This window comes from Bradyrhizobium sp. JR4.1, assembly GCF_040548605.1.
GTDB lineage: Bacteria > Pseudomonadota > Alphaproteobacteria > Rhizobiales > Xanthobacteraceae > Bradyrhizobium > Bradyrhizobium canariense.
On record NZ_JBEPRY010000010.1, the window covers coordinates 219,390 to 242,505 of the forward strand.

Annotated in this window: 21 protein-coding genes; 10 read left to right on the plus strand and 11 right to left on the minus strand. The window is 64.4% G+C overall.

From position 1 onward, the window contains the following. Nucleotides 1-162: 162 nt before the first annotated feature. The 10 genes from ABIB90_RS21290 to ABIB90_RS21335 form a co-directional block, all read right to left on the minus strand. Nucleotides 163-1,746, minus strand: coding sequence for a Do family serine endopeptidase (locus tag ABIB90_RS21290; RefSeq protein ID WP_007593372.1), 1,584 nt, complete (start codon nt 1,744-1,746; stop codon nt 163-165). A gap of 231 nt (nt 1,747-1,977) precedes the next feature. Then, nucleotides 1,978-2,460, minus strand: coding sequence for a cytochrome c-type biogenesis protein (locus tag ABIB90_RS21295; protein ID WP_354164383.1), 483 nt, complete (start codon nt 2,458-2,460; stop codon nt 1,978-1,980). Nucleotides 2,461-2,464: 4 nt separating this feature from the next. Continuing rightward, on the minus strand, nt 2,465-4,447 hold the full coding sequence (locus ABIB90_RS21300) for a heme lyase CcmF/NrfE family subunit (RefSeq protein ID WP_219680768.1): 1,983 nt from the start codon (nt 4,445-4,447) through the stop codon (nt 2,465-2,467). After that, a complete protein-coding gene (ccmE, locus tag ABIB90_RS21305) occupies nt 4,444-4,953 on the minus strand; it encodes a cytochrome c maturation protein CcmE (protein WP_007593379.1) in 510 nt (169 codons plus the stop codon). The genes ABIB90_RS21300 and ccmE overlap by 4 nt, the downstream gene beginning before the upstream one ends. 37 nt (nt 4,954-4,990) lie before the next feature. Next, nucleotides 4,991-6,106 (minus strand): c-type cytochrome biogenesis protein CcmI, encoded by a 1,116-nt coding sequence (ccmI, locus tag ABIB90_RS21310; protein WP_354164378.1) that lies wholly within the window; start codon nt 6,104-6,106, stop codon nt 4,991-4,993. A 131-nt stretch (nt 6,107-6,237) separates the two neighbouring features. Further along, the gene (locus ABIB90_RS21315) at nt 6,238-6,507 is read right to left on the minus strand and encodes a hypothetical protein (protein ID WP_007593394.1); all 270 of its coding nucleotides are present in this window, start codon (nt 6,505-6,507) and stop codon (nt 6,238-6,240) included. A 100-nt stretch (nt 6,508-6,607) separates the two neighbouring features. Then, the gene (locus ABIB90_RS21320; RefSeq protein ID WP_354164375.1) at nt 6,608-8,008 is read right to left on the minus strand and encodes a hypothetical protein; all 1,401 of its coding nucleotides are present in this window, start codon (nt 8,006-8,008) and stop codon (nt 6,608-6,610) included. Between the two features lie 159 nt (nt 8,009-8,167). Further along, nucleotides 8,168-9,544 (minus strand): ATP-binding protein, encoded by a 1,377-nt coding sequence (locus tag ABIB90_RS21325; RefSeq protein ID WP_354164372.1) that lies wholly within the window; start codon nt 9,542-9,544, stop codon nt 8,168-8,170. Between the two features lie 121 nt (nt 9,545-9,665). Next, entirely contained in the window at nt 9,666-10,337 is a 672-nt protein-coding gene (locus ABIB90_RS21330) for a response regulator transcription factor (RefSeq protein ID WP_247349962.1), read from the minus strand. 230 nt (nt 10,338-10,567) lie between these two features. Beyond that, nucleotides 10,568-10,723, minus strand: a complete 156-nt coding sequence (locus ABIB90_RS21335) for a hypothetical protein (RefSeq protein ID WP_007593402.1) — start codon at nt 10,721-10,723, stop codon at nt 10,568-10,570. Between the two features lie 234 nt (nt 10,724-10,957). Between ABIB90_RS21335 and ku the strand changes: the two genes are divergently transcribed. The 7 genes from ku to ABIB90_RS21370 all read left to right on the plus strand — a co-directional run bounded on the left by ku (nt 10,958) and on the right by ABIB90_RS21370 (nt 16,556). Next, nucleotides 10,958-11,941, plus strand: a complete 984-nt coding sequence (gene ku / locus ABIB90_RS21340) for a non-homologous end joining protein Ku (protein WP_354164369.1) — start codon at nt 10,958-10,960, stop codon at nt 11,939-11,941. A 57-nt stretch (nt 11,942-11,998) separates the two neighbouring features. Beyond that, nucleotides 11,999-12,235 carry a hypothetical protein gene (locus tag ABIB90_RS21345; RefSeq protein WP_354164366.1) on the plus strand — a complete coding sequence of 79 codons (237 nt, stop codon included), beginning with the start codon at nt 11,999-12,001 and terminating at the stop codon, nt 12,233-12,235. 174 nt (nt 12,236-12,409) lie between these two features. After that, nucleotides 12,410-12,592: a hypothetical protein gene (locus ABIB90_RS21350; RefSeq protein WP_007593409.1), complete on the plus strand. Its 183-nt coding sequence runs from the start codon at nt 12,410-12,412 to the stop codon at nt 12,590-12,592. Between the two features lie 191 nt (nt 12,593-12,783). After that, complete coding sequence (locus ABIB90_RS21355) at nt 12,784-12,948, plus strand: Flp family type IVb pilin (RefSeq protein ID WP_007593411.1); 165 nt, start codon at nt 12,784-12,786, stop codon at nt 12,946-12,948. Nucleotides 12,949-13,130: 182 nt separating this feature from the next. Then, nucleotides 13,131-14,693, plus strand: a complete 1,563-nt coding sequence (locus tag ABIB90_RS21360; RefSeq protein WP_354201305.1) for a hypothetical protein — start codon at nt 13,131-13,133, stop codon at nt 14,691-14,693. Nucleotides 14,694-14,868: 175 nt separating this feature from the next. Next, the gene (locus ABIB90_RS21365) at nt 14,869-15,864 is read left to right on the plus strand and encodes a glycosyltransferase family 2 protein (RefSeq protein ID WP_354164359.1); all 996 of its coding nucleotides are present in this window, start codon (nt 14,869-14,871) and stop codon (nt 15,862-15,864) included. Nucleotides 15,865-15,872: 8 nt separating this feature from the next. Then, nucleotides 15,873-16,556: a class I SAM-dependent methyltransferase gene (locus tag ABIB90_RS21370; protein ID WP_354164356.1), complete on the plus strand. Its 684-nt coding sequence runs from the start codon at nt 15,873-15,875 to the stop codon at nt 16,554-16,556. A gap of 1 nt (nt 16,557) precedes the next feature. Here the strand turns inward: ABIB90_RS21370 and ABIB90_RS21375 are convergent, their stop codons facing one another. Continuing rightward, nucleotides 16,558-18,003, minus strand: a complete 1,446-nt coding sequence (locus tag ABIB90_RS21375; RefSeq protein ID WP_354164353.1) for a hypothetical protein — start codon at nt 18,001-18,003, stop codon at nt 16,558-16,560. A gap of 196 nt (nt 18,004-18,199) precedes the next feature. Between ABIB90_RS21375 and ABIB90_RS21380 the strand changes: the two genes are divergently transcribed. The 3 genes from ABIB90_RS21380 to ABIB90_RS21390 all read left to right on the plus strand — a co-directional run bounded on the left by ABIB90_RS21380 (nt 18,200) and on the right by ABIB90_RS21390 (nt 23,081). Beyond that, nucleotides 18,200-18,619 (plus strand): hypothetical protein, encoded by a 420-nt coding sequence (locus tag ABIB90_RS21380; RefSeq protein WP_354164350.1) that lies wholly within the window; start codon nt 18,200-18,202, stop codon nt 18,617-18,619. A gap of 191 nt (nt 18,620-18,810) precedes the next feature. Continuing rightward, on the plus strand, nt 18,811-20,466 hold the full coding sequence (locus tag ABIB90_RS21385) for a thiamine pyrophosphate-requiring protein (RefSeq protein ID WP_354201308.1): 1,656 nt from the start codon (nt 18,811-18,813) through the stop codon (nt 20,464-20,466). Between the two features lie 113 nt (nt 20,467-20,579). After that, complete coding sequence (locus ABIB90_RS21390) at nt 20,580-23,081, plus strand: GAF domain-containing sensor histidine kinase (protein ID WP_354164347.1); 2,502 nt, start codon at nt 20,580-20,582, stop codon at nt 23,079-23,081. The last annotated feature ends 35 nt before the right edge of the window (nt 23,082-23,116 follow it).

The window sequence follows — 23,116 nt, forward strand, 5'->3', positions numbered from 1 at the left end:
ACTTCACCGCCCTAGGCCTTCCGACGGAGGGGGGCGTATTCCACCGGAAGGTAGACAGGGGAAGCAAACGTTGCGCTGCTCCCCCGAAGGGCGCCGTCGGCGGGGGCGACTGATGCCGGCGACACCCTTCATCTCGGAGGCCTCCTGAGGCCTGGCCCTTGGTTACCCCTTGGCGATGGGCACGGCGACGAAGCGCGACTGGCCGCCGCTCTTCACCCGCATCAGGACGCTGTTCTTGTTGTCGGTCCGCGCCGTGTTGATGGCGTCGCGGACTTCGCCGGCGGTGCTCACGCTCTTGCCGCCGACTTCGAGAATCACGTCGCCTTCCTTGAAGCCGCGTTCAGCAGCCGCGCTCTTCGGATCGACTTCGGTGATCACGACGCCTTCCTTGCCGGCGCCGGCCACGGAATCGGCGGGCGCGACGGTCATCCCGAGCTTGGGCACATCAGTGCCACGGCTCGCGCCCTTGCCGCTGTCCTTGTCGATGTCGGCCTTGGCCTCGATCGTGTTCGGCAGCTGGCCGAGGGTGAGGTTCACGACCTTGTCCTGGCCCTTGTGCAGCACGTTGAGCTTCACGGTCGCGCCGGGCGCCAGGCCGCCAATTGTACGGGCGAGCTCGCGGGCATCCTTGACGGTTTCACCGTTGACCGACGTGATCACGTCGCCGGACTCGATGCCGGCCTTGGCCGCCGGACCATTCGCCTGCGGCTCGGCCACCAGCGCACCTTCGGCCTTCTTCATGCCGAGGCTGTCGGCGATGTCGGAGGTGACAGGCTGAATCTGCACGCCGATCCAGCCGCGGCTGACCGAGCCCTTATCCTTGAGCTGCGCCACCACGCTCTTCACGGTGCTCGCGGGAATCGAGAACGCGATGCCGACGCTGCCGCCGGAGGGCGAGTAGATCGCGGTGTTGACGCCCATCACCTCACCATTGGTGTCGAAAGCCGGACCACCGGAATTGCCCTTGTTCACGGGCGCGTCGATCTGGATGAAATCGTCGTAGGGGCCGTTGCCGATGTCGCGGCCGCTGGCCGAAACGATGCCGGCAGTCACGGTGCCGCCGAGGCCGAACGGGTTGCCGACTGCGAGCACCCAGTCACCGATCCGCGGCTTGCCGTCGGCAAGCTTCGCGAACGGGAAGTTCGAGCTGCCCTCGACCTTGATCAGGGCGAGGTCGGTGCGCTGGTCGGTGCCGATCACCTTGGCTGTGTAGGTCTTGCCGTCGTCGGTGGTGACTTCGACCTTGTCGGCGCCGTCGACCACGTGGTTGTTGGTCACGGCAAAGCCATCAGCCGAGATGAAGAAGCCCGAGCCCTGGCCCTGCACGACGCGGCCGCGACCGCCACCACCCTTCAGGCCCGGGATGCCGTCCGGACCGCCGAAGCGGCGGAAGAATCGCTCCATCGGAGAGCCCGGCTGGAACGGCGACTGCGCGTCATCGCCGTCATCATTGCTCGCGGTCTTTTCCTTGATATTGACCTTCACCGAGATCACTGACGGCTTCACGCGCTCGACGATGTCGGCGAAGCCGATCGGACGCTCGACCTTGCGCACCTCGTTGTTGACCTGCGCATGCGCCGGGCTTGAGAACAGGTCGGCCGGCGAGGTCGACGGGCCGAAGCCGTAGACGGCGGCACCGAGGCCGGCGACGACCGAGGCCATCAGCGCGAACTTGCGGGCCGAGAAAACGGACCGGCGGGGCTGCCGGTAGGACGGAAGGTTCGAGAGGTCGGAACGGTCGGTCATGCAGAGATCTCCAGGGCCTTGAAATCCATTTGGTACCTGACGGCGGCACCTTACGAACCTGAAGATGGGGGCTGCCGCCTTACCGTGCGCTGGCGGCGGGGTTAAACTTTTGTAATGAACGGAGAATGCGGATGCGGCAGTTTATCGCGGCCGAAAGTAGTGAACCTATAGGAACTTAACGAAGTTCCGGGAACGCCCGCGCAGTGCCGGCTTCTGCGCGCAGCAACGTAGCTAGTGAGACTTGGCTTCATCCGCCATCAATGCGGCGAGCCGCGCTTCTTCATCGGGCGTGAGCGGCGGAGCCGGGACGTCTGCACCATTTCGCGAGCGCCGGCGGATTTGCAGCCATAACGCCAGGCCGCCGCCAATCAGCAGCAGCGGCGCGAGCAGCCACAGCAGCATGTTCTGGCGCTCGAAGCGCGGCTTGAGCAGCACGAACTCGCCGTAGCGCGCGACCAGGAAATCGAGCACTTGCGAATTGCTGTCGCCCGCCGCGATGCGCTCGCGCACCAGGAGCCGCAAATCGCGCGCCAGCGGCGCATCGGAGTCGTCGATCGACTGGTTCTGGCAGACCATGCAACGCAGCTCGCGCGACAAGTCGCGTGCACGCGACTCCTTCGCAGGGTCCGACATGATCTCGTCGGGCTGCACGGCATGCGCCGCAGGCAAGGCCAGCAGCATCAGCGCGACGAACGCGACCATCATTCGGCGCATCGGATCACTCCGCCGGCTGCAGGCGCTGCTTGGCCCGCGCCGGTTTTGGCGCACCCACCCGCAGGCGCCGGTCCGACAGCGACAGCACGCCGCCGAATGCCATCAGCACTGGCCCCCACCAGATCAGCAGCACCAGCGGCTTGTGATAGATGCGCACGGCAATGGCGCCCTCGGCAGTGGCGTCGCCGAGCGAGATGTAGAGCTGGCTGGCGCCGCGCGTCAGCAGCGCGGCCTCGGTGGTCGAGGAGCCGCGGGTGGTGAAGCTGCGCTTCGACGGCGTCATCACGCTGAGCTTCTCGCCGTCACTGCTGACGTTGAACTCGGCGATCATCTCGTGGAAGTTCGGCCCTTGACGCTGAAACAGGCCATCCAGCTTGACGTCATAGCCGGCGACATGGGCGACGTCGTTTTGTTTCATGGTCGCGATATATTCGCTATTCCAGGTGGTCTCACAAACGATCCCGATCAAGGCGACGCCGAGGCCGGCATGCGCAAATACCGAGCCCCAGGCCGAGCGCGGCAGACCGCGGGCACGATGCAGCGTCGTCGCGAACGGCAGGCGAAACAAACCAGTTCGTTCGGCCAGATCCGTCGCTGCGCCGGCAATGACGAAGACGCCAAGTCCGATTGCCAATGGCGCGAGCGCGCTGCCGCCGCGCGCCCAGCCCCAGACCATGGCGACGGCGACGAGCCCGGCTACGCCTGCCGCGAGCAGACGCTGGGTGACGCCGAGCAGATCGCCGCGTTTCCACGCCAGCATCGGCCCGAACGGCACGGCGAGCAGCAACAGCGCGAACAGTGGCGCGAAGGTGAGATTGTAGAACGGCGCGCCGACCGACATCTTGAAATCGGCGAGCATCTCCATCGCTAACGGATAGAGTGTGCCGAACAGCACCACCGCGCAGGCGACCGTGAGCAGCAAATTGTTCAGCACCAGCGCGCCCTCGCGCGAGATCGGCGCAAACAGGCCGCCCTGCTTCAACGACGTCGCGCGCCCGGCGAACAGCGACAGGCTGCCCCCGATGAACAGGCAGAGAATCAGGAGAATGAACACCCCGCGGGTTGGATCGGTCGCGAAGGCATGCACCGAGGTGATGACCCCCGAGCGCACCAGGAAGGTCCCGAGCAGCGATAGCGAGAAGGTCAGGATTGACAAGAGGATGGTCCAGACCTTCAGCGCGTTGCGCTTCTCCATCACCAGCGCCGAATGCAGCAGCGCGGTGCCGGCAAGCCACGGCATTAGCGAGGCGTTCTCGACCGGGTCCCAGAACCACCAGCCGCCCCAACCCAGTTCGTAATAGGCCCAGTACGAACCCATGGCGATACCGAGCGTCAGGAAGATCCAGGCGACCAGCGTCCACGGCCGCACCCAGCGCGCCCAGGCTGCGTCGATCCGACCCTCCAGCAGCGCCGCGATCGCGAAGGAGAACGAGATCGAGAAGCCGACATAGCCGAGATAGAGCATTGGCGGATGCACGGCGAGACCGATGTCCTGAAGCACCGGATTGAGATCGCGTCCCTCGATCGGCGGGTTGGCGATGCGCAGGAATGGGTTGGAGGTCACCAGGATGAAGAGATAGAATGCGCTGGCGATCCACGCCTGTACGGCCAGCACATGCGCGCGCAGCGACAGCGGCAGATTGTTGCCGAAGGCGGCCACCAATCCGCCGAACAGCGCAAGGATCGACACCCACAAGAGCATCGAGCCTTCATGGTTTCCCCACACGCCGGTGATCTTGTAGAGCAGCGGCTTCATGGAATGGGAATTCTCGTAGACGTTGGCGACCGAGAAATCAGATTCCACGTGCAGCGTCACCAGCGCTATGAACGACGCACCGACGAACAGGAGCTGCACCAGCGCGGTGGACCGCGCCACATTCATCAGCGCGTCATCACGCAGTCGCGCGCCGATCAGGGGCACGATGGACTGGATCAGTGCCAGTCCGAGCGCCAGCACCAGCGCATAATGTCCTGACTCCGCGATCACCGAATTGCTCCCTGCGGATTGCCCTGTGCGGTCGTGGCCCCGGGCTTGACGCCATCGGAAGCTTTGGCGCCGTAATCATCCTTCCAGTGCCCCTGCTTCTTCAGGGCATCGGCGACGTCCTTGGGCATGTAGGTTTCGTCGTGCTTGGCGAGCACGGTGTCGGCCTTGAACACGCCATCGGCGTCGAGCGCGCCTTCGGCGACGACGCCCTGCCCTTCGCGGAACAGATCAGGCAAAATGCCCTTGAAGGCGACCGGAAGCTTTGCGCCACCGTCGGCGACCTCGAAGGTCACCGCGAGATTGTCGCCGCGCTGGAGCGAGCCGGGCTGCACCAGGCCGCCGAGGCGAAACCGCTTGCCGGGGGCGACGTGCTTCTCGGCGACCATGGTCGGCGTCGAGAAGAACACGATGGAGTCGCGCAGTGCGTTGAGCACCAGCGCGGCCGCGAGCGCGAGCACGGCAAGCGAGCCGCCGATGATGGTCATACGTCGCTGCTTGCGCGTCATGGCGTATCCATTCCCTGCCCGTCTCGTCCTGACATCGTCATCCGTCGAGCCCGAGTGTCTTGAGGCCTTCATCGAGCTGGCGCAACCGCGCTGCATCGTTGGCAACCGCCTGGCGGGCATCGGTCGATGCCCCCACCGCCTTGTCGCGATCACCCATGACGAGATAGGCGCGCACCAGGCGCAGCCAACCCTCGACGTCGTCGCCATTCTGCTTGAGGCGCGTGGCGAGCCGTTCGACCATGCCGCGAACCATGGCGTTGCGATCGTCCTCTTTCATGTCCTTGGAAGCCGCGAGGGTCCCATCCGACAGCGCCGGCATCGTAGCGCCACCGCCGCCGACCCGCGCGAGCGAGGTCTGCACCAGAGGCCGCCACGGCGCATCCGCCGGCGCTTTCGCCAGGAGCGCGCGCCAGATATTGGCGGCATCGTCCTTGCGGCCGTCCTGCTCGGCGGCGAGGCCGAGGAAATAGTTCGCCTTCGGATCGTCGGCGCTGAGCGCGCGCGCGCGCTCGAACTCGGTCTTGGCTTCGGCGGTCACGACGCCACCGGCGGCGGCCGAGATCGCTTCGCCGAGGTCGGACCGGCGCTCCGCACTCTCGCCATTGTAGGTGAGCGAGTTGCGATAGGCGCGCACGGCGTCGTCGAAGCGGCCGAGCCGCTCCAGCACGGGCGCGATTACGTTCCAGCCGCGCCCGTCGGTTGGATTCTTTTCCAGATGTTGCTCGACCTGTACGACCAGATTCTCGAGCGACTGCGCCATGCCGGACCCGGATCCGCGCTCCCGCTGCGCCAGCGGAAAGTCCTGAAGCCTGGGCGAGCCGAGCGGCACATAGACGCCAATCGCAACCAGCGGCAGGCCGGCAAGCGCCAACACGGCCGCCGCGCGGCGCCATTTGAGGCTGGATTTCGGTGCCGTTGCGGGCTCGCTTCCGGCCGCGGCGAGCAGCCTGCGGCTGACCTCGACGCGCGCGGCGTCGGCTTCGGGCGCTGCGATCAGCCCTGCGGCAAGATCACGCTCGATCTCGGCGAGTTGGTCCTTGTAGACCGCGACTTCGCTGCCCTGATTTTGCGCGCGTCCGCTACGGCCGAGCGGCAAAAGCACGGCGAAGATCGCCGCGACCGTCATCAGCGCGAACACGAACCATAGCGTCATCTGGCAAGCTTCCGGCAGCGCGCAAGCCGCGCCCACAGGTCGCTTTACACCACGGCCGGACGATGCGGCAATTGACAATTGTCAATTCGGCGCGACCGCGCACAGTCCCGAAACGGTGAAAATCCAACGGCTTAGCCGATCTCGAAGTCCGCGCTTTGAGCGGCGTCCTCGCCATGCCCGTTGAAGGCCTTCAGGAAGTATGTTCCCGGCTCGATAGCGTCGGGCAATCTGATGCGCAACGCCCCGACGGGAACGGGCGATGCAACCCTGGTGACGGTCTCAGGAAGCTGCCGACCGCTTGCCTTCTCGACCAGCACCACCTTCGCGCCTACCATCAGCCTTTGATATTTGGCAACGACGACGCGATTTTCGATTTCGATGGAACTGATAACGGATTTCATGCGCCCACAGATAGAAATATCAGAAAGTTGCACGGCGACCGTAGGGCCAGCCACCGACCCCGTCAACCTGAAATTGTGACTGCTGAAATATGCGCCTGGATCAGCTCGCGCGCGACGATTTGCGCTCGCCCGTGGCCGCGTTCTCCGCGGCGCGGCTCATCAGCGAGGCATAATCATCCCCGAACAGCACCTGGCAGAAGCGGATCGCGGCCTGCACCTGCTGCTGCCGATAGGTGCGGACCTTGTGATCGGCGCCGCGCAGCGACTGCACCAGCTGCTCGGTCGAACGCTCGACATATTGCTGCAGGTCGGAATAGGTGCGCAGTGTCACCTCGTTGATCGCAAGCTCGCTCGCATAATTGCGACAGGTCGCGACGAAATCGATCAGCGCCACGGTTTCCTCGACCTCGGTGCTGTCGATCCGCGCGCCCGGCGGAATGTCCTTCTCGGCGCGCTGGCGCAGGATGCGGCGGACGCGGCCGGGAACACTGTCGATCTCGGATTGCAGCGCGTTGGAGATGTCGGCCCGGATCGAGGTCAACTGCTTGCCCCAGGCGGAGTCGTTGCGCAGGTCGAGCTCGGTACGCAGGCCTCGGACGCCGTCGTGCAGCGTCTTGAGATTGCCGGCGACATTGTCGAAATGACCGCGCTTGATGTCCATGCGCAGGATGGCGGCCACGCAGGACAAGTCATGCAGCGCCATCGTGACCGCGACGCCATAGGGCGTTGCCGCGACACGGATCTCGTCGTCGGACGCGGCAATCTTGATGGCGAGGCGGATGATCTGCCACGGCGCGGTCATCCGCTGCACGACGATGGAGAGCGCGAAGGGCAGCATCTGCGGCGTCTGGAGGACGGGAATGTTGAGCGCCGCAGTCACCGAGGCGATCTGGGCATCGCCGAAGGCGCGCAAAGAGCGCGGCAGCTTCTCGTTCAAGGTGGCGATGGCGTCGCGGACCGCAAGCACCGCCCCGGTCGAATAGAGGTCCTCGATCACGTTGGGCGGACCAACGCGCGCGAGCGCACGCGATTTGTCACCCCCACCCGGCCCCGTCAGCTCGAAGATGGCATCCGCAGCGAACGCCTGGAGCTTCGAGGCCAGCGCTTCGACCTGGCCTGCGCTGTCGGCCGGCATGCGCGCCAGCGCCGCCTCGAATTCATTCAGCTTGGCCGGAGCACCGTCGCGGCCGAGCCATTGCCAGATCGGAGCCAGCGAAGAGCGGCGGATCTGCCCGGCCCGGATCGGGGCGCCTGCTTCGACGAGGAATGGTTCCAGCACCTGGAACAGCAGCCGCGACAGATCGTCCGTACGCGGCGGTGGGGCCTCGTCGGCTTCCGTCTTGCGGACAATCTTGCGCAGCTGGTCGAGCACGAGGGTTGCCACGGCCGTGTCCTGGCCGCGCTCGAGCGCACGCTCGAACTCCCGCATCAGCAGCGCCTGCGCCTGCGGCGGGAGCTGCGCGAGATAGTCCCTCAGCCGCTCGATCGATGTCTGGCTCATGCGCCCGGGTAATGAACGGTAAAATGGCGGACGTGGGGTCCGTCCTGCTCGATCATAGGTGGGGCCACTTAAGAAGCCGTTTAGGAAGTCGCTCCGAATACCCCTGGTTTCGTCCGGATCGGTGTGCCGCAGGCCGAATAGTCGCGTCGGAACAAGGGATTATATTCCGGGGAGGACCAGCTCCGCCCGCAGGCCCCCAGTCGGTGCGCGGCCGAGGCAGAGGCTGCCGCCATAGAGCGCAGCGAGCTCGGTCACGATCGACAGCCCCAGCCCCGATCCGGGCTTGGATTCGTCGAGCCGCTGGCCGCGCCGTGAGACCTGGGTGCGCTCGGCCTCCGACAGGCCGCGGCCGTCGTCGTCGACGATGATATGCAGCCGCGGACCGCTGCTCGCCTGATGCGGCGCTTCCACCAGAACTTCGATGAAGACCCGCGAGGCCGCCCATTTGCAGGCGTTGTCGACGAGATTGCCGACCATCTCCTCCAGATCCTGCCGCTCGCCACGAAATTTCGCCGACGGATCGGCCTCGGCCTCGACCACGATGCCGCGGCCGCGGTGGATCTTCTCCATGGTCCGCCGCAATGCCTCGATGGCCGGTGCAACCTCCGTCACCGTCGCGACGACCGAGACCCGCGCCGCGATACGCGCGCGCTCGAGATGATGGGCGACCTGGTCACGCATCACGTCGGCCTGCTCCATCACCTTTGCCGCGAACGGATCGGTGGCATGCGCGCCGGCCTCGTTCACGATGACCGAGAGCGGCGTCTTGATGGCGTGGGCGAGATTGCCGACATGGGTGCGTGCGCGCTCGACGATCTCGCGATTGGCATCGATCAGCGCGTTGGTCTCGCGCGCCAGCGGTGCGATCTCGACCGGGAACTCGCCCTCGAGCCGCTCCGCCCGCCCGGACCGAATGTCGGCGATGGATTCGGAGATGCGCTTGAGCGGCGCGAGACCGAAGCGGACCTGAAACACGGTGGTCAGCAGCAACACAATGCCGAGCGCGGTGAACGTGCCGCCGAGGTAGTAATCGAAACTGCGCGTCTCGTCGAAAATCTCGGTGTCGTCGCCGGCGACACTGACGAGAAATTTGCCGTCCGCGCCGAGATCGACCGGCCGCTCCACCATGCGCAGGTTCTGTCCCTCGGGACCGTCGACATAAGCGATCCGGATGCCGGCGGCGGTAAGCTCGGTGCCCTGCTCTTCCAGCTTCGGCAGCTTCTTGTCCCAGAGCGAGCGCGAGGAGCGCACCTCCGGCTTTTCGGTGTCGGTCCGCGTGATCTGCCAGTACCAGCCGGACAACGGCAGCTCGAACAGAGGCTCGCCGAGCGACTGGAACTGGCGGTCCGGAGGCTCGTCGGGGGTGGCGACCTCGGCGATCAGCGTGCGGAGATAGAGATTGAGCCGGCGGTCGAAGGCGCGCTCGGTGGCATTCTTGTAGACCGACGACAGCACCACGCCGGTGATGGCCAGGATCACCACGAGCCAGGCGGTCGCCGACAAGAACAGGCGGTTCGCGAGCGAGCTGGCGGGCATCGAAATGATCCCGGAGGCGCGGGGTGGCATGGCGTCGGAACTCATGACCCGAACAAGGCCTCTGCCGGGCCGCCCGTCAAGCCAAGATACGTCTAAACAAGATACTTCGAGACACCGCGCTTCAAGCGCCGGGGGCAGGCGGGGTCAGGAGATAGCCGAGGCCACGGACAGTCTGGATGATGTCGACGTCGAGCTTCTTGCGGATGCGGCCGACGAAGACCTCGATGGTGTTGGAGTCGCGGTCGAAGTCCTGGTCGTAGAGATGCTCGACCAGCTCGGTGCGGGACACGACGCGCCCCGAATGATGCATCAGGTAGGCCAGAAGCCGATATTCGTGCGACGTCATCTTGATGGGATTACCCGACACGCTGACCCGTCCGGTCCTGGTGTCGAGCGTGACGGGGCCGCAGCTCAGCTCGCTCTGGGCGTGGCCGGTGGAGCGGCGCAGCAGCGCGCGGATGCGCGCCAGCACCTCCTCCAGGTGGAACGGCTTTGCGACATAGTCGTCGGCACCGGCATCGAAGCCCTGGACCTTGTCGCTCCAGCGGTCACGCGCGGTGAGGATCAGGACCGGCATGGTACGGCCGTTGCGCCGCCAGGCTTCCAGCACCGAGATGCCGTCCTTCTTCGGCAGGCCGATGTCGAGCACCACGGCGTCGTAGGGCTCGTTGTCACCGAGATAATGCCCCTCCTCCCCGTCGAAGGCGCGATCGACGACATAGCCGGCGTCGGTCAGCGCCTTGGTAAGCTGACGATTGAGATCGGGGTCGTCCTCAACGACGAGCAGGCGCACGCTTCTCTCCAGAATTAGGCCGCATGAACACCCGCACAGATGAGCAATTCCGGCGTGAACTGAATATGAACACGGGGAACCGGCCGCGTTACTTTTTGGTCATATCCGACCTGTTCGCGATCAACGCACTGCGCCCGCCAGGCCACCGGACGAACCGGCGGCCTGGCGGGCGCAATGTGCCGCGTTACGCGGCGAGTCGGAAGGTGCGAACCGTCCGGTCGATCTGCCGATCAGGTCCGGAAGAAAACGAACCAGATGACCGCGAGGATCAGGATCGCGAGCCCGGTGGATATGGCGAGCAGCGCCGCCACCGACGGCCCGGGCTCGCCCTGGCGCGCCTCGGTCGGAGTTTCCACGATCTGACGTTGGTCTCGCGTGGTTGCCATGGTGACCTCAATTTCTGGCCGTCGCGTCGGATGGCTGCGACTCCTCGCGGCGGAATGTCCCGTGGCAACGCATGATCGGATATGATGTTCCGGCCTTTGCAGCCGGATCAGGCTGCAACCGCGCGCCGGGCGGCCGGTTAACGCAGATGCAAGATTCAGCGATCCGCCTTGCTATGATTCGGTGTTCCCCGATGGTATCTTCGTCTTCTGTCCCCGTTGCGTTTGGAGTAGCCCATGGCCCCCCGCGCCAATTGGAAGGGTTTTCTGCGTTTGTCGCTCGTGACCTGCCCGGTCGCTCTCTATCCGGCCACTTCGGATACCGAGAAGGTCTCGTTCAACCAGATCAACCGCAAGACCGGCCACCGGATCAAGTACCTCAAGGTCGACGCCGAGACCGGTGACGAGGTGACTTCGGAGGACATCGTCAAGGGCTACAAGGTCGACACCGACACCTATATCGAGGTCACCAAGGACGAGCTCGACGACATCGCGCTGGACTCCACCCACACGATCGAGATCGACGAGTTCGTACCGAAGACCGACATCGACAGCCGCTATCTGATCCGTCCCTATTATCTCGTGCCCGATGGCAAGGTCGGTCACGACGCCTTTGCGGTGATCCGCGAGACGATCCGGAGCATGGACAAGGTCGCGATCGGCCGCGTGGTGCTGACCAACCGCGAGCACATCATCGCGCTGGAGCCGCTCGGGAGCGGCCTGATGGGGACGCTGCTGCGCTACCCCTACGAGGTGCGCGGCGAGAACGACTATTTCGACGACATCCAGGACGTTAAGCTGACCAAAGACATGCTCGACCTTGCAAAGCACATCGTCGAGAAGAAGTCCGGCGCGTTCGAGCCCGAGCTGTTCGAGGACCACTACGAGACCGCGCTGATCGACCTCATCAACAAGAAGCGCAGCGGCGCGCCCATCGCAGCAAAGACCGCGCCCAAGACCGGTGGCAACGTCATCAACCTCATGGACGCGCTGAAGAAGAGCATCGCGAACGAGAAGGACGCAGGCCCCGCGGCGAAAGTGGCCAAGGATGTGACCAAGGACGCCCTCAAGGGCAAGAAGCCGAAAAAGCGCGTCGAAGGCCAGCGCGAGATGCTGCTGCCAATCGCCGGCAAGGGCGGCAAGGACGCTGCTGCGAAAGCCGCTCCCAAAAAAGCCGACAAGCCGGTGCGCGCGCCGGCTCGGGCGAAGAAGGCCGGCTAGCAGCATCGCACAGCGACGACGCCGTGATGCCTCCCCTCGTCGATCGGCCGACCTGACATGCCCTGGTCGACCGCATTCGACGATCCCATTTCGTTACGTGGCGGGCGCAAGCTGCGGACGCTGCAAGAAGCTGCCGATCACATCATGCGACTGCCCGAGGACACGCAGCATGCGAGCCACTGGCAGACCGCGATCGAAACCCTGATCAACGCGGCCGAGACCGGCGGCGGCTGGATGATGTTCGCCCGCATCGCGGTGTTACGGGCGTTGAATGTGGACGGTCGGCGCGACTGAGCCGGCGCCCCGCTCAAGAACAGGCTCAACAATCCGTTAAGCCAAGCCCGCGCTTTCAGCGTCTGCCCGCGGTCGCGGGGACGACACGTAATCCTACGGAAGGCAAAATTAACCGACGCTTCCCGCTCCGCGCAGCATTGTTGCGCCTCGATTGAACCCGGGATTTGCAAGCTCGTGCAGCAGCAGGACGCCAGAAAGAACTACATCGGCATCGTCAACGACGCGGCCGAGGAAGAAAGCCTCGCCGGCAGCTCCGCGCGGGCGCAGCCATGCGCGGTGAGCTATCTGGTCGGACGCCTGGCAACGGTGCTGAAACGCCCCGGCAAGGCCGCGCCGGAACGCCAGATCTCGTCCTGAGACGGGATGACGATATCGCCAAATGCGTCCGAATTGGGTGACGAAACCTTAAGTCAATCGGTGACACCATACCAAACGGTAGGTGAGGACCATCCACCTGGGTTTTGACGCGTCCGCGAAAAATTGCTGAATCAATTTACCATTCCGAAAACGGCACCAGCCTAGGTTGGACGGATGAACAGGAGTTGACGATGACTTTGCTCAAGTCATTTCTTGCCGATGAAAATGGTGCCACTGCCATCGAGTATTGTCTGATCGCCACCGGCATCGCGTTTGCGATCATCGCGGCCGTGAACAACACCGGCAGCGCACTCCTGAGCGGCAAATTCAACTCGGTCGGCGCGGCGGTCAAGTAGCCGGCATTGCCGGCGCGCCGCAATCTCATCAGCACAAGTCCGCGTGCAGCGCGTCGGATGACGGGCTCCTCCTTCCGATGCGGCGACGACCCAGCTTGATTTTCGCGAATTCGCAATATGGCGTTGTGTCGGGCGGTTGCGCCATCGTAGAGCGTAAGCTCAAACTGCAGCGGCCCGATGACATGATTTCTTCTGACAAGCCGACCTCGACAATCCGGGCTGGTCTTGGCTCGGACCGATCGGTGGCGATCACCGTTCTTGCTGTCCTGGCGGCTGTGTCGTTTCTTCCGGTGCTGCTGACCCCTATCCCCGCGATGGTCGACTATCCCAATCACCTCGCCCGGATGTATATTCTGAGCCAGAACGGCACCCCCAACGCCAATCCGCATTACGAAGTGGCTTGGGCATTCTATCCCAACCTTGGCATGGATCTGCTGGTCCCGCAGATGGCGCGGCTGATCAGCGTCGAGAACGCCACGCGGCTGTTTCTGCTCCTGAGTCAATTGCTGATCGTTGGGGGCGCGCTCTTGCTCGAATGGGCGCGGAAGGGACGGGTCCATCTCGCCGGCTTTGCGGCGCTCGCGTTCCTTTACTGCCTACCGTTCAGCTGGGGCTTCGTGAATTTCGAGTTCGGACTGGGCCTCGCTCTCTGCGGCATCGCCGTCTATCTGATGCTCGCGGAACGCCCATGGCCATTGCGTTTCGTCGTCAACATGGTCTTCGTCGCTGCGCTATTTGCGGCGCATTTCTTCTCCCTCGGCATCTACGGCGCGACGCTCGGCCTTTACGAGCTCTCGCGCATCCGCCATGGGCGAATATCGTACGGTGTCGCCGCCGCGCGGCTCGCCGCGCTGGCCGTACCGGCGCTTGCCCTGTTTGGGATCATGCGCATGACCGCGGGATCGATCGGAAGCGAAGGAACGAACTGGTTCTTCGGATTCAAGCCGATCTGGCCGTTGCGCATCATGAACGGTTACAATTTGACGATCGCGGCTGCGACCGGGCTTGCGCTGATGATCTCGCTGTTTTTCGCCGCAAGACGCGGCGTCCTCAAGCTCGAAGCAGCCGGGATCTGGCTCGCGACCGGCTTCGCGCTGCTCTACGTCGTCATTCCCTCGAAGCTGTTCGGAACTTCGTTCGTCGACCTTCGCGTGATTCCCGCTGCGGCTCTGATCCTGCCGGCCTTCTGCTCTATTACGCTGCCCAGCCGGACATGGAGAATGGCAGCGCTCGCCGCGATCAGTGGCATCATCCTGGTCAATCTCGCCGTCGTGCTCGCGGTGTGGTTGCCTTACCGCACCGACTATGCGGCCATCGTCGAGTCGTTCCACAAGATCGATCGCGGCTCGCGCATCCTGGTCGCCAGCACGGACGACAATGGAGACCCGCCCTTCGCCGACCTCACCTCATATCCGATGTATTATGCGCCTACGCTCGCCGTGCACTATGCCAACGCGTTCGTGCCCAATCTATTTACGGAAGCGGGCAAGCAGCCCGTGCGGCCACGCGAGGACGTGCGCCGCCTTGCCATTCCCTACGGCGGGCCGATGCCGCTGGGCGTGCTGACCGCGATTGCGGCAAGCCGGCCGCCGGATGGCGTTCCGCCGTTCGTCAGCACCTGGCCCCAGGACTTCGACTATCTCTACGTCCTGGGGCCGCGGGTCGCGAACCCGTTGCCGGATCTGCTGGAAGCGCTGGATACCTCGAAGCGATTTGTTCTCTACAAGATCCGCCGCAAGTCCTAGACCGCAAGTCCTGGGCCAAAGCCGCGGCTGCTCGGCGTGGTTAATCGGGCATCACCATCCGCGCCGATTCAATGGAAGCCGCCCCGGCGCGCCACATCCTTAATGGTTGTGGCAAGGCGACCTTAACCACCGCCGGCATAGACTTCCGCTCCTGCAACGAGTTGGACTCTCTCGCATGGCGGCCAATTTCCAGTCGATCCGCTACAGCCTCGTCATCCCCGTGTTCAACGAGGAATCCGTGTTGCCGGTGCTGCTGCGCAGGCTCGACCTGGTCCTGTCGCGGCTCGATGGGCCGGCTGAAGCGATCTTCGTCGACGACGGCAGCAGCGATTCCAGCTCGATCGTGCTACAGGCGCTCGCCACGCGCGACCCGCGCTTTCGCTATATCGGCCTGTCGCGAAATTTCGGGCATCAGATCGCCATCACCGCCGGCATGGACGCCGCGCAAGGTGAAGCAATCATCGTCATGGATGCCGATTTGCAGGATCCGCCTGAAGTGATCGAGCAATTGATCGCAAAATGGCAGGAAGGCAACGACATCGTCCACGCCCGCCGCCTGTCGCGCGACGGCGAAAGCCGATTCAAACGCGCGACCGCGCATCTGTTCTATCGGCTTCTCGGCAGGATGTCCTCGGTCGGCATCCCCGCCGATGTCGGCGACTTCCGCCTGATCGATCGCAAGGTGCTCGACGCGCTTCGGCAGATGCCGGAGCAAGACCGCTTCGTGCGCGGCATGATCGCCTGGCTCGGCTTCCGGCAGGCCGAGGTCGCCTTCCACCGCCTCGAACGTGCAGCGGGCGAGACCAAATATCCGCTGTTCAAGATGGTGCGGCTCGCGATGAACGCCGCGCTCGGCTTTTCCGATCTGCCCTTGCGCCTGGCAATCTGGTGCGGATTGACGGTCTCGGGTCTGGCACTGCTCTACGGCGGCTGGGTGATCCTGTTGTGGCTCAGCAACGACCGTCACCTCGTCACCGGCTGGTCCTCGACGATGGTCGTCGTGTCCCTGTTGTGTGGAATGAACATGCTGATGACGGGTATCGTGGGGCTTTACGTCGGCCGCATCCATGCCGAGGTGAAACGTCGCCCGCTCTATGTGGTGCAGACACGCGCTGGCTTCGACCGCAACGAGACGGCGGCCGCACCCGCGATCCACGCCGTCAACGAGTGAGCCGGCGCATGACCGAACTCTTTGACGGTTATCACGACAACTACCGTGACGTGGTCCAATCCTCGATCGACTTCTCCGGCTTGCCGCATCACTTCTTCATGCGCGCCAAGGCCGATCTCCTGGGCAATCTGATCGCGCAGCGGCTCGACAAGGAGGGGCCCGACATGCTGGACGTCGGCTGCGGCGTGGGCAGCCTTCATCCCCTGCTGCACGGCATGGTCGGCCGCTTGAGCGGGATCGACGTTTCTTCGGCCAGCCTGGCGCAGGCACGCGCTGACAACGGCAAGGTCGACTACCGTGAGTTTGACGGCCGCACCTTTCCTTTCGACGATGCCAGCTTCGATCTGGTCACCGCCGTCTGCGTGATGCACCACGTCGTGCCGGCCGAATGGGCGCAATTCATCGCCGAGATGCGGCGCGTGACGCGACCCGGGGGACTCGTCTGCGTCATCGAGCACAATCCATACAACCCGCTGACCCGCCTTGCCGTCGCGCGTTGTGAGTTCGACCGGGACGCCGTCCTGCTCGGGGCCGGCACAACCCGAAAATTGATGGCTGCCGGCGGCTTGCGCGAGATCGGTGCGCGCCATTTCCTGCTGCTGCCCTGGGACACCAAGCCGGCACGGCGCCTCGAAGCGACCCTGAGCGGCGTGCCGCTCGGCGGCCAATACGCCGCCTTCGGGACCGCTTGATCTATTTTTGCGGCATATCTCGCCGCTTGTGCACGACCGCCACGTCGTCGCTGTAGACGCGCTGCCATTGGGGCAGCCGGTCCAGCATCGCTATCGCCGGCGTTCCCGGCGCGAGCAGCGTTGCGCCGATGTTGTATTCGTCGAGCAACTTGAGAAAGTCGCCGAGATCGACCAGCGCCAGGGCACGATTGTAGCGGTTGATGAACGCTCCCCCGTACAGTTCACCGCGACCGTCGACAAAGGTGGGAATGCCGGCAAAGATCAAATAGCCGCCAAAGGAATAATCGTTGAGCACGTGCCCCGCCGTGGCGAGGTTGGCTTCAGCGTTGGCAGCCTGAGGGGTAATGGCCGGAGCCGGTCGTATGTCACGCGCCAGCGTCGCCCCGCTCACCACGATCAACACACCCAGCGTGGCCAGGTTCAGGCCGCGTGACGAGCCGGGAGCATCTTCTCCCACCGGTCCGCCGAACGTCCGCCCCAGCGGAGCCGCCAGATAGAGCGGCGCCAGCATGGCCAGCAGATCCGCATTGCGGATCTGGGCCAGCGCGAAATGCAGCAAGCCGATCACGACCAACGCACGCACGACCGGCAGCGTCACGCCACGCGAGAGCGCGAAGATGCCGGCCAGCAGCAGCAATTCGAAGAAGCCTATGTGGCTGAAATCCTGCGGCCGCCATTCCGCGATCCAACCGAGCGCGGGGCCGAGGCCGAGCGTCGTCAGCGGCATCAGCAGCGGTTCCGGCCCGTAGGGCGTCAGGCAGGACGCCGCGACCGCGAGCGCGGTGAACGGCAGCCACCGCAGGAACACGCGTAGCCATTCGCTACGCTTCTCGCGCAGCAGCGCCTCAAAGCCCGCAGGGCCGATCAGTCCAAGCGCCAGCACCACACTGCCGTGGAGATTGGCCCACACGACCAGCAGCGGAAGGGCCCAGTACGGCGGAGGTCCTCCACGATCCATGCAGCGTACCAGGGCAGCCGCCCATGTCACCATCAGCGGCAGCACCAGCACGTGTGGCCGCGCCAGCATATGCGGCGCCAACAGGATGACGGCCGCGATCACCATGAGCAGCGTCTGGGTCGGCGAAAGCTCGCGCAGCAGGAAGAACGTGAACAAACCAAAGGCGAGCGCTATCGCCGCGGCAGCGACGACGAGGACGCCTTGCCAGCCGGCAAGCGCGTAGGCACCGGCGTAGATGATCTCCGAGAGCCATTCGAAGGTGATCCAGGGCGCGCCGTGCCTCGAAAAGGAAAATGGGTCAGTCGCCGGCAGCATGCCGTGCGCGATGATCCAGCGCCCGACTTCGATGTGCGAATAGCTGTCGGGATCATTGAGCAGCCGCGGTCCAAGAATCAGCAACAGGGCATATACCCCAAGGCTCACCAGCCAGGGAAGCGCAGCACGCGCCGAAAACGGTTGAACCTCGCTGTGGACGACCTGGTCACTCATGGCGAGCGCAAGTTAGGGCGCAAGCGTTAAATTCCTCTTTGACTTCACCGCGCCTGGCTTGGTGCGGCGGGCCGGTCACGCTTTGTGAACTATACTCCCGGCTGCGAAATCCAGGCTGCGGCGCTTTGACGACCATGTGGGTCCTGATACGCTTCACACTGTCAATCCACCAACCACAGCTGCTTGAAGGACGCGGATGAGAAGCGTGATGCTCCTGGCTTTCAGCCTCATCGTTGTCGGCGTCTGGTCGCAGGACAGCGCAAGAGGACAGACTTCGGCCGCCCCGCCGGTTTCGCTTTCTCCGCCCAATGCATCGCCGCCGCATGCGGGCGCCAAAAATTCCAGACCTCCGCCGGCAGCATCCATCAGAGAAGCTTCGCCGCCGGTGATCGGCGGGCTTCCATCGGCGCCGAACCCGGCCGCCGACTACGATGGCTTCAGCTTAGGCCCCGGCGAGGGCAATGACACCTCGAGCCAAGTGGTGCCGCCTGTGAGGTCACGCACGGCGAAGGGCTCCAGGGCCGATCCGGGTGCTAAAGGCGCCGCTGAGCAATTGATCGATCAAGAAGACGAGGCGTTGAAACGCAAGCTGAGGATCTGCCAAAGCTGCAAGTAGCGGTCGTAGCGGATGGAGCGCAGCGAAATTCGTCACTGGTATATCCGGTGGAACGGCCCCGGATTGCGCTATGCTCCATCCGGGCTACGGCAACCTGCTGCATAGCTGACCTACCGCGACTCTCATCGCCCGCGCTTTACCCTTTCCCCGATTCCTGATCCTCTCTTCCCTAATCGGCCGGACCAACCGGCCTGCCCAGGGAGAGAAACGCCATGAAGCTCGGCACCGCGATTGCGGAAATCATGAAGCGCGAGGGGATCGAGATCCTCTGCGGTTATCCGGTCAATCATCTGATCGAGCATGCGGCCAAGGCCGATATCCGGCCCGTGATGGTGCGGCAGGAGCGCGTCGGCATCCACATGGCGGATGCGATCTCGCGGGTGACATCGGGACGCTCGATCGGCGCGTTCTGCATGCAGCACGGCCCCGGCGCGGAGAACGCGATGGGCGGCGTCGCGCAATGCTACGGCGAATCCGTTCCCGTGCTGGTACTGCCGATGGGCTATCAGCGCAGGCTCGCGCATATCGAGCCGAACTTCAATTCGAGCGAAGCGATGAAGGCGTTTTCGAAATCGTCGGAGCCAATCATCCTGGCCGCGGAAGTCGCCAACATCTTTCGTCGCGCCTTCACCAAGCTGAAGAACGGCCGCGGCGGGCCTGTCATCGTCGAGATCCCCGCCGATATGTGGAACGAGGACGTGCCGGAGCCGCTGAACTATACGCCGGTGCTGCGCACCCGCTATGGGGCGGATCCTATTCATGTGAAGGAGGCGGCCCACCTGCTCGTCAACGCCAAGCGCCCGGTGATCTATGCCGGCCAGGGCGTGCATTACGCGCAGGCATGGCCGCAATTGAAACGGCTGGCCGAACGGCTCGCCATTCCCGTGACGACCAGCCTTGGGGGCAAATCGTCCTTTCCGGAAACGCATCCGCTCTCGCTCGGCTCCGGCGGCCTTGCGGTGCCGCGCGCGGTGCCGAAGTTCCTGGCCGAGGCCGACGTCATTTTCGGCATCGGCTGCTCCTTCACTGAAACAAGCTTCGGCGTCGCGATGCCGAAAGACAAAACCATCATCCACTCCACGCTCGATCCGAACCATCTCAACAAGGACGTGGAAGCCAGGATCGGCCTGGTCGGCGATGCCGGGCTCGTGCTCGACGCGCTGCTGGAGGAGATCGGCAAGACCGTCAGCGCGGATCGGGACGCATCGGCGGTCGCGGCCGAGATCGCGGCCTCGCACAAGGAGTGGCTGGCGAAATGGATGCCGAAGCTCACCAGCAATGATGCGCCCTTAAGCCCCTATCGCGTGCTGTGGGACCTGCAACACACCGTCGACATCGGCAATACCATCATCACCCACGATGCCGGCAGCCCGCGCGACCAGCTCTCGCCGTTCTGGAAGTCGATCGAGCCGCTCACCTATCTCGGCTGGGGCAAGACGACGCAGCTCGGCTACGGCCTTGGGCTAGCCATGGGCGCGAAACTCGCAAAACCCGACAAGCTCTGCATCAATGTCTGGGGCGATGCCGCGATCGGCTTCACCGGCATGGATTTCGAGACCGCGGTGCGCGAGCGCATTCCGATCATGTCGATCCTGCTGAACAATTTCTCGATGGCGATCGAATTGAAGGTGATGCCGGTTTCGACCGAAAAATACCGGTCGACCGACATTTCCGGCGACTACGCCGCGATGGCGCGCGCCTTCGGCGGCTATGGCGAGCGGGTGACGAGACCTGAGGACATCATCCCCGCGATCAGGCGCGGCATCCAGAAGACGCAGGAAGGCATTCCCGTGCTGCTGGAGTTCATCACCAGCAAGGAGACCGAGGTGTCGCGGCCGGGCACGTGAAGCGGACCGGATTCTGGCAGCAAACTCGCTATCGCGGACGCTGGCTCCGGCCGCAGGAGATGTGATAATCCGCCCTGGTGCCGCGCTTGTCGCGGCATCAAGCCGGATTGCGAATGACCGCCCCTTCCAACGACATCGCGGAACTTGAGCGCCTGTTACAGGCGGCCACAGCCGAGAACGCGCAGCTTCGCAGTGAGCTCGCGATTGCGCGCGATCATCAAAGCGCCAGCGCCGGGATTCTGCGCACCATCGCGGCCTCTCCGTCCGATGCCCGGCCGGTCTTCGAGGCGATCGCGTCCAGCTCCCGGCGTTTGCTCGGCGGCTTCTCCGCCACCGTGCTTCAGTTCATCGATGACGAGCTCCACCTCGTGGCGTTCACACCAACGAGCACCGAGGCGGACGAAGGGCTGAAGGCGTCGTTCCCGCGCAAGATTGCCGACTTTCCGACCTTCGCGCTGGTGCGCGGCGGCGAGACGATCCAGTTTCCCGATAGCGAAGCCGCGGAGGTCCCGGAGCTGAACCGGAACCTTGCGCGGCTGCGCGGCTTTCGCAGCGTGCTGTTCATGCCGCTGATGAATCGGGGGACGCCAGTCGGCGTGATCAGCGTAACTCGTGCCGAGCCCGGCGCGTTCGCAGCCGACCTCGTGCAGCTGCTCCAGACCTTTGCCGACCAGGCGGTGATTGCGATCGAGAACGCGCGGCTGTTCAACGAGACGCGCGAGACGCTGGAGCGCCAGACCGCCACCGCCGACATTCTGAAAGTGATGGCCGCCTCGCCGTCTGACGTACAGCCGGTGTTCGACGCCATCGCCGCCAACGCCAACCGGCTGATCGGCGGCTTCTCCACGGCAGTCCTGCGCTACATCGACGGCGCCGCGCATCTTGCGGCGTTCACGCCGACCGATCCGGCCGGCGATCGCGTGCTGCAGTCCTCGTTCCCGGTGCCATTCGCGCAGTTCCCGCCCTACCGGCTGGTGGCCGGTGGTGTGGCGGCGCAATTGCCCGACACCGAGGTCGAACCGGCAGCCCGCGACATCGCACGCGCCCGTGGCTACCGCAGCATGCTGTTCGCTCCCTTGATGAGCGACGGTGAGGCCATCGGCGTCATCATCGCCACGCGGCGCGCGACCGGCGCGTTCGGCGAGCATCATGTGCGGCTGTTGCAGATCTTCGCCGACCAGGCGGTGATCGCGATCAAGAATGTCAGCCTGTTCAACACCACGAGGGAAGCGCTGGAACGGCAGACCGCGACCGCCGACATCCTCAAGGTGATCGCGGCCTCTCCCGCGGATGTGACGCCGGTGTTTCAGGCGATCTCCGACAGCGCCAAGTCCCTGGTCGGCGGACATTCCTCTACCGTCACGCGCGTCATCGACGGCCTGCTGCACCTGGCCGCCTTCAGCACCGACAACGAAGCCGGCAACGAAGAGCTGCTCAGCTCGTTCCCGACGCCGCTGTCGGCATCCGGCATTCACAGCCGGGTGGCAAGAAGCGGAGAGTTCGCATTCCGCAGCGACATGCAGAACGAGCCCGACCTTACGGACGCCATGAGAGAGCTGGCGCGGACGCGAGGTTATCGCAGCATCCTCGTGATCCCAATGCTGCGCGACGGCGTCGCGATCGGCACGATCGGCGTGACGCGGCCGGAGGCCGGTCCCTTCCCGGACAAGGCGATCGCGCTGCTCAAGACCTTTGCCGACCAGGCCGTGATCGCCATCGAGAACACGCGCCTGTTCAACGAGGTGCAGGATCGCACCAGGGAATTGGCCAAATCGCTCGACGATTTGCGCGCAGCCCAGGACCGGCTGGTCCAGACCGAGAAGCTGGCGTCGCTCGGCCAGCTCACCGCCGGCATTGCGCACGAGATCAAGAACCCGCTCAACTTCGTCAACAATTTTGCATCGCTCTCCGCCGAGCTGACGGACGAGCTGAACGATGCGCTCGCGCCTGTCCCGTTCGCTGACAATGTCCGCAGCGAGGTCGACGAGCTGACCGGACTGTTGAAGGACAATCTCGCGAAAATCGTGCAGCATGGCAAGCGCGCCGACTCCATCGTCAAGAACATGCTGCTGCATTCCCGCGAGGGCGGCGGCGAGCATCGACTGAGCGACATCAACGCGCTGGTCGAGGAGAGCCTCAACCTGGCGTATCACGGCGCACGCCCCGAGAAGCCGCAGTTCGACGTGACGCTGAAGCGCGAGCTCGATCCAGCGGCCGGGCAAGCGGAAGTGTTTCCGCAGGAGATCACCCGGGTGCTGCTGAACCTGATCTCGAACGGCTTCCACGCGGTGGCCAAGCGCAAGTCGGATGACGGCGCCGCCGATTACGAGCCGGTGGTGATCGCCGCGACACGCGACCGCGGCGACAGCATCGAGATCCGCATCCGCGACAATGGCACCGGCATTCCGCACGAGGTGAAGGAAAAAATGTTCGATCCATTCTTCACCACCAAGCCGGCCGGTGAAGGCACCGGCCTCGGATTGTCGATGAGCCACGACATCGTCGTGAAGCAGCACGGCGGCACCATCGACGTCGCGACGGAGCCGGGCAAGTTCACGGAATTCACGATCCGGCTGCCGCGACAGAGCAGCCTTTCAGACCAGAACAAGAGATAGACTCGCCCGGAGGATGCCTTGACGAATCTGGCTTG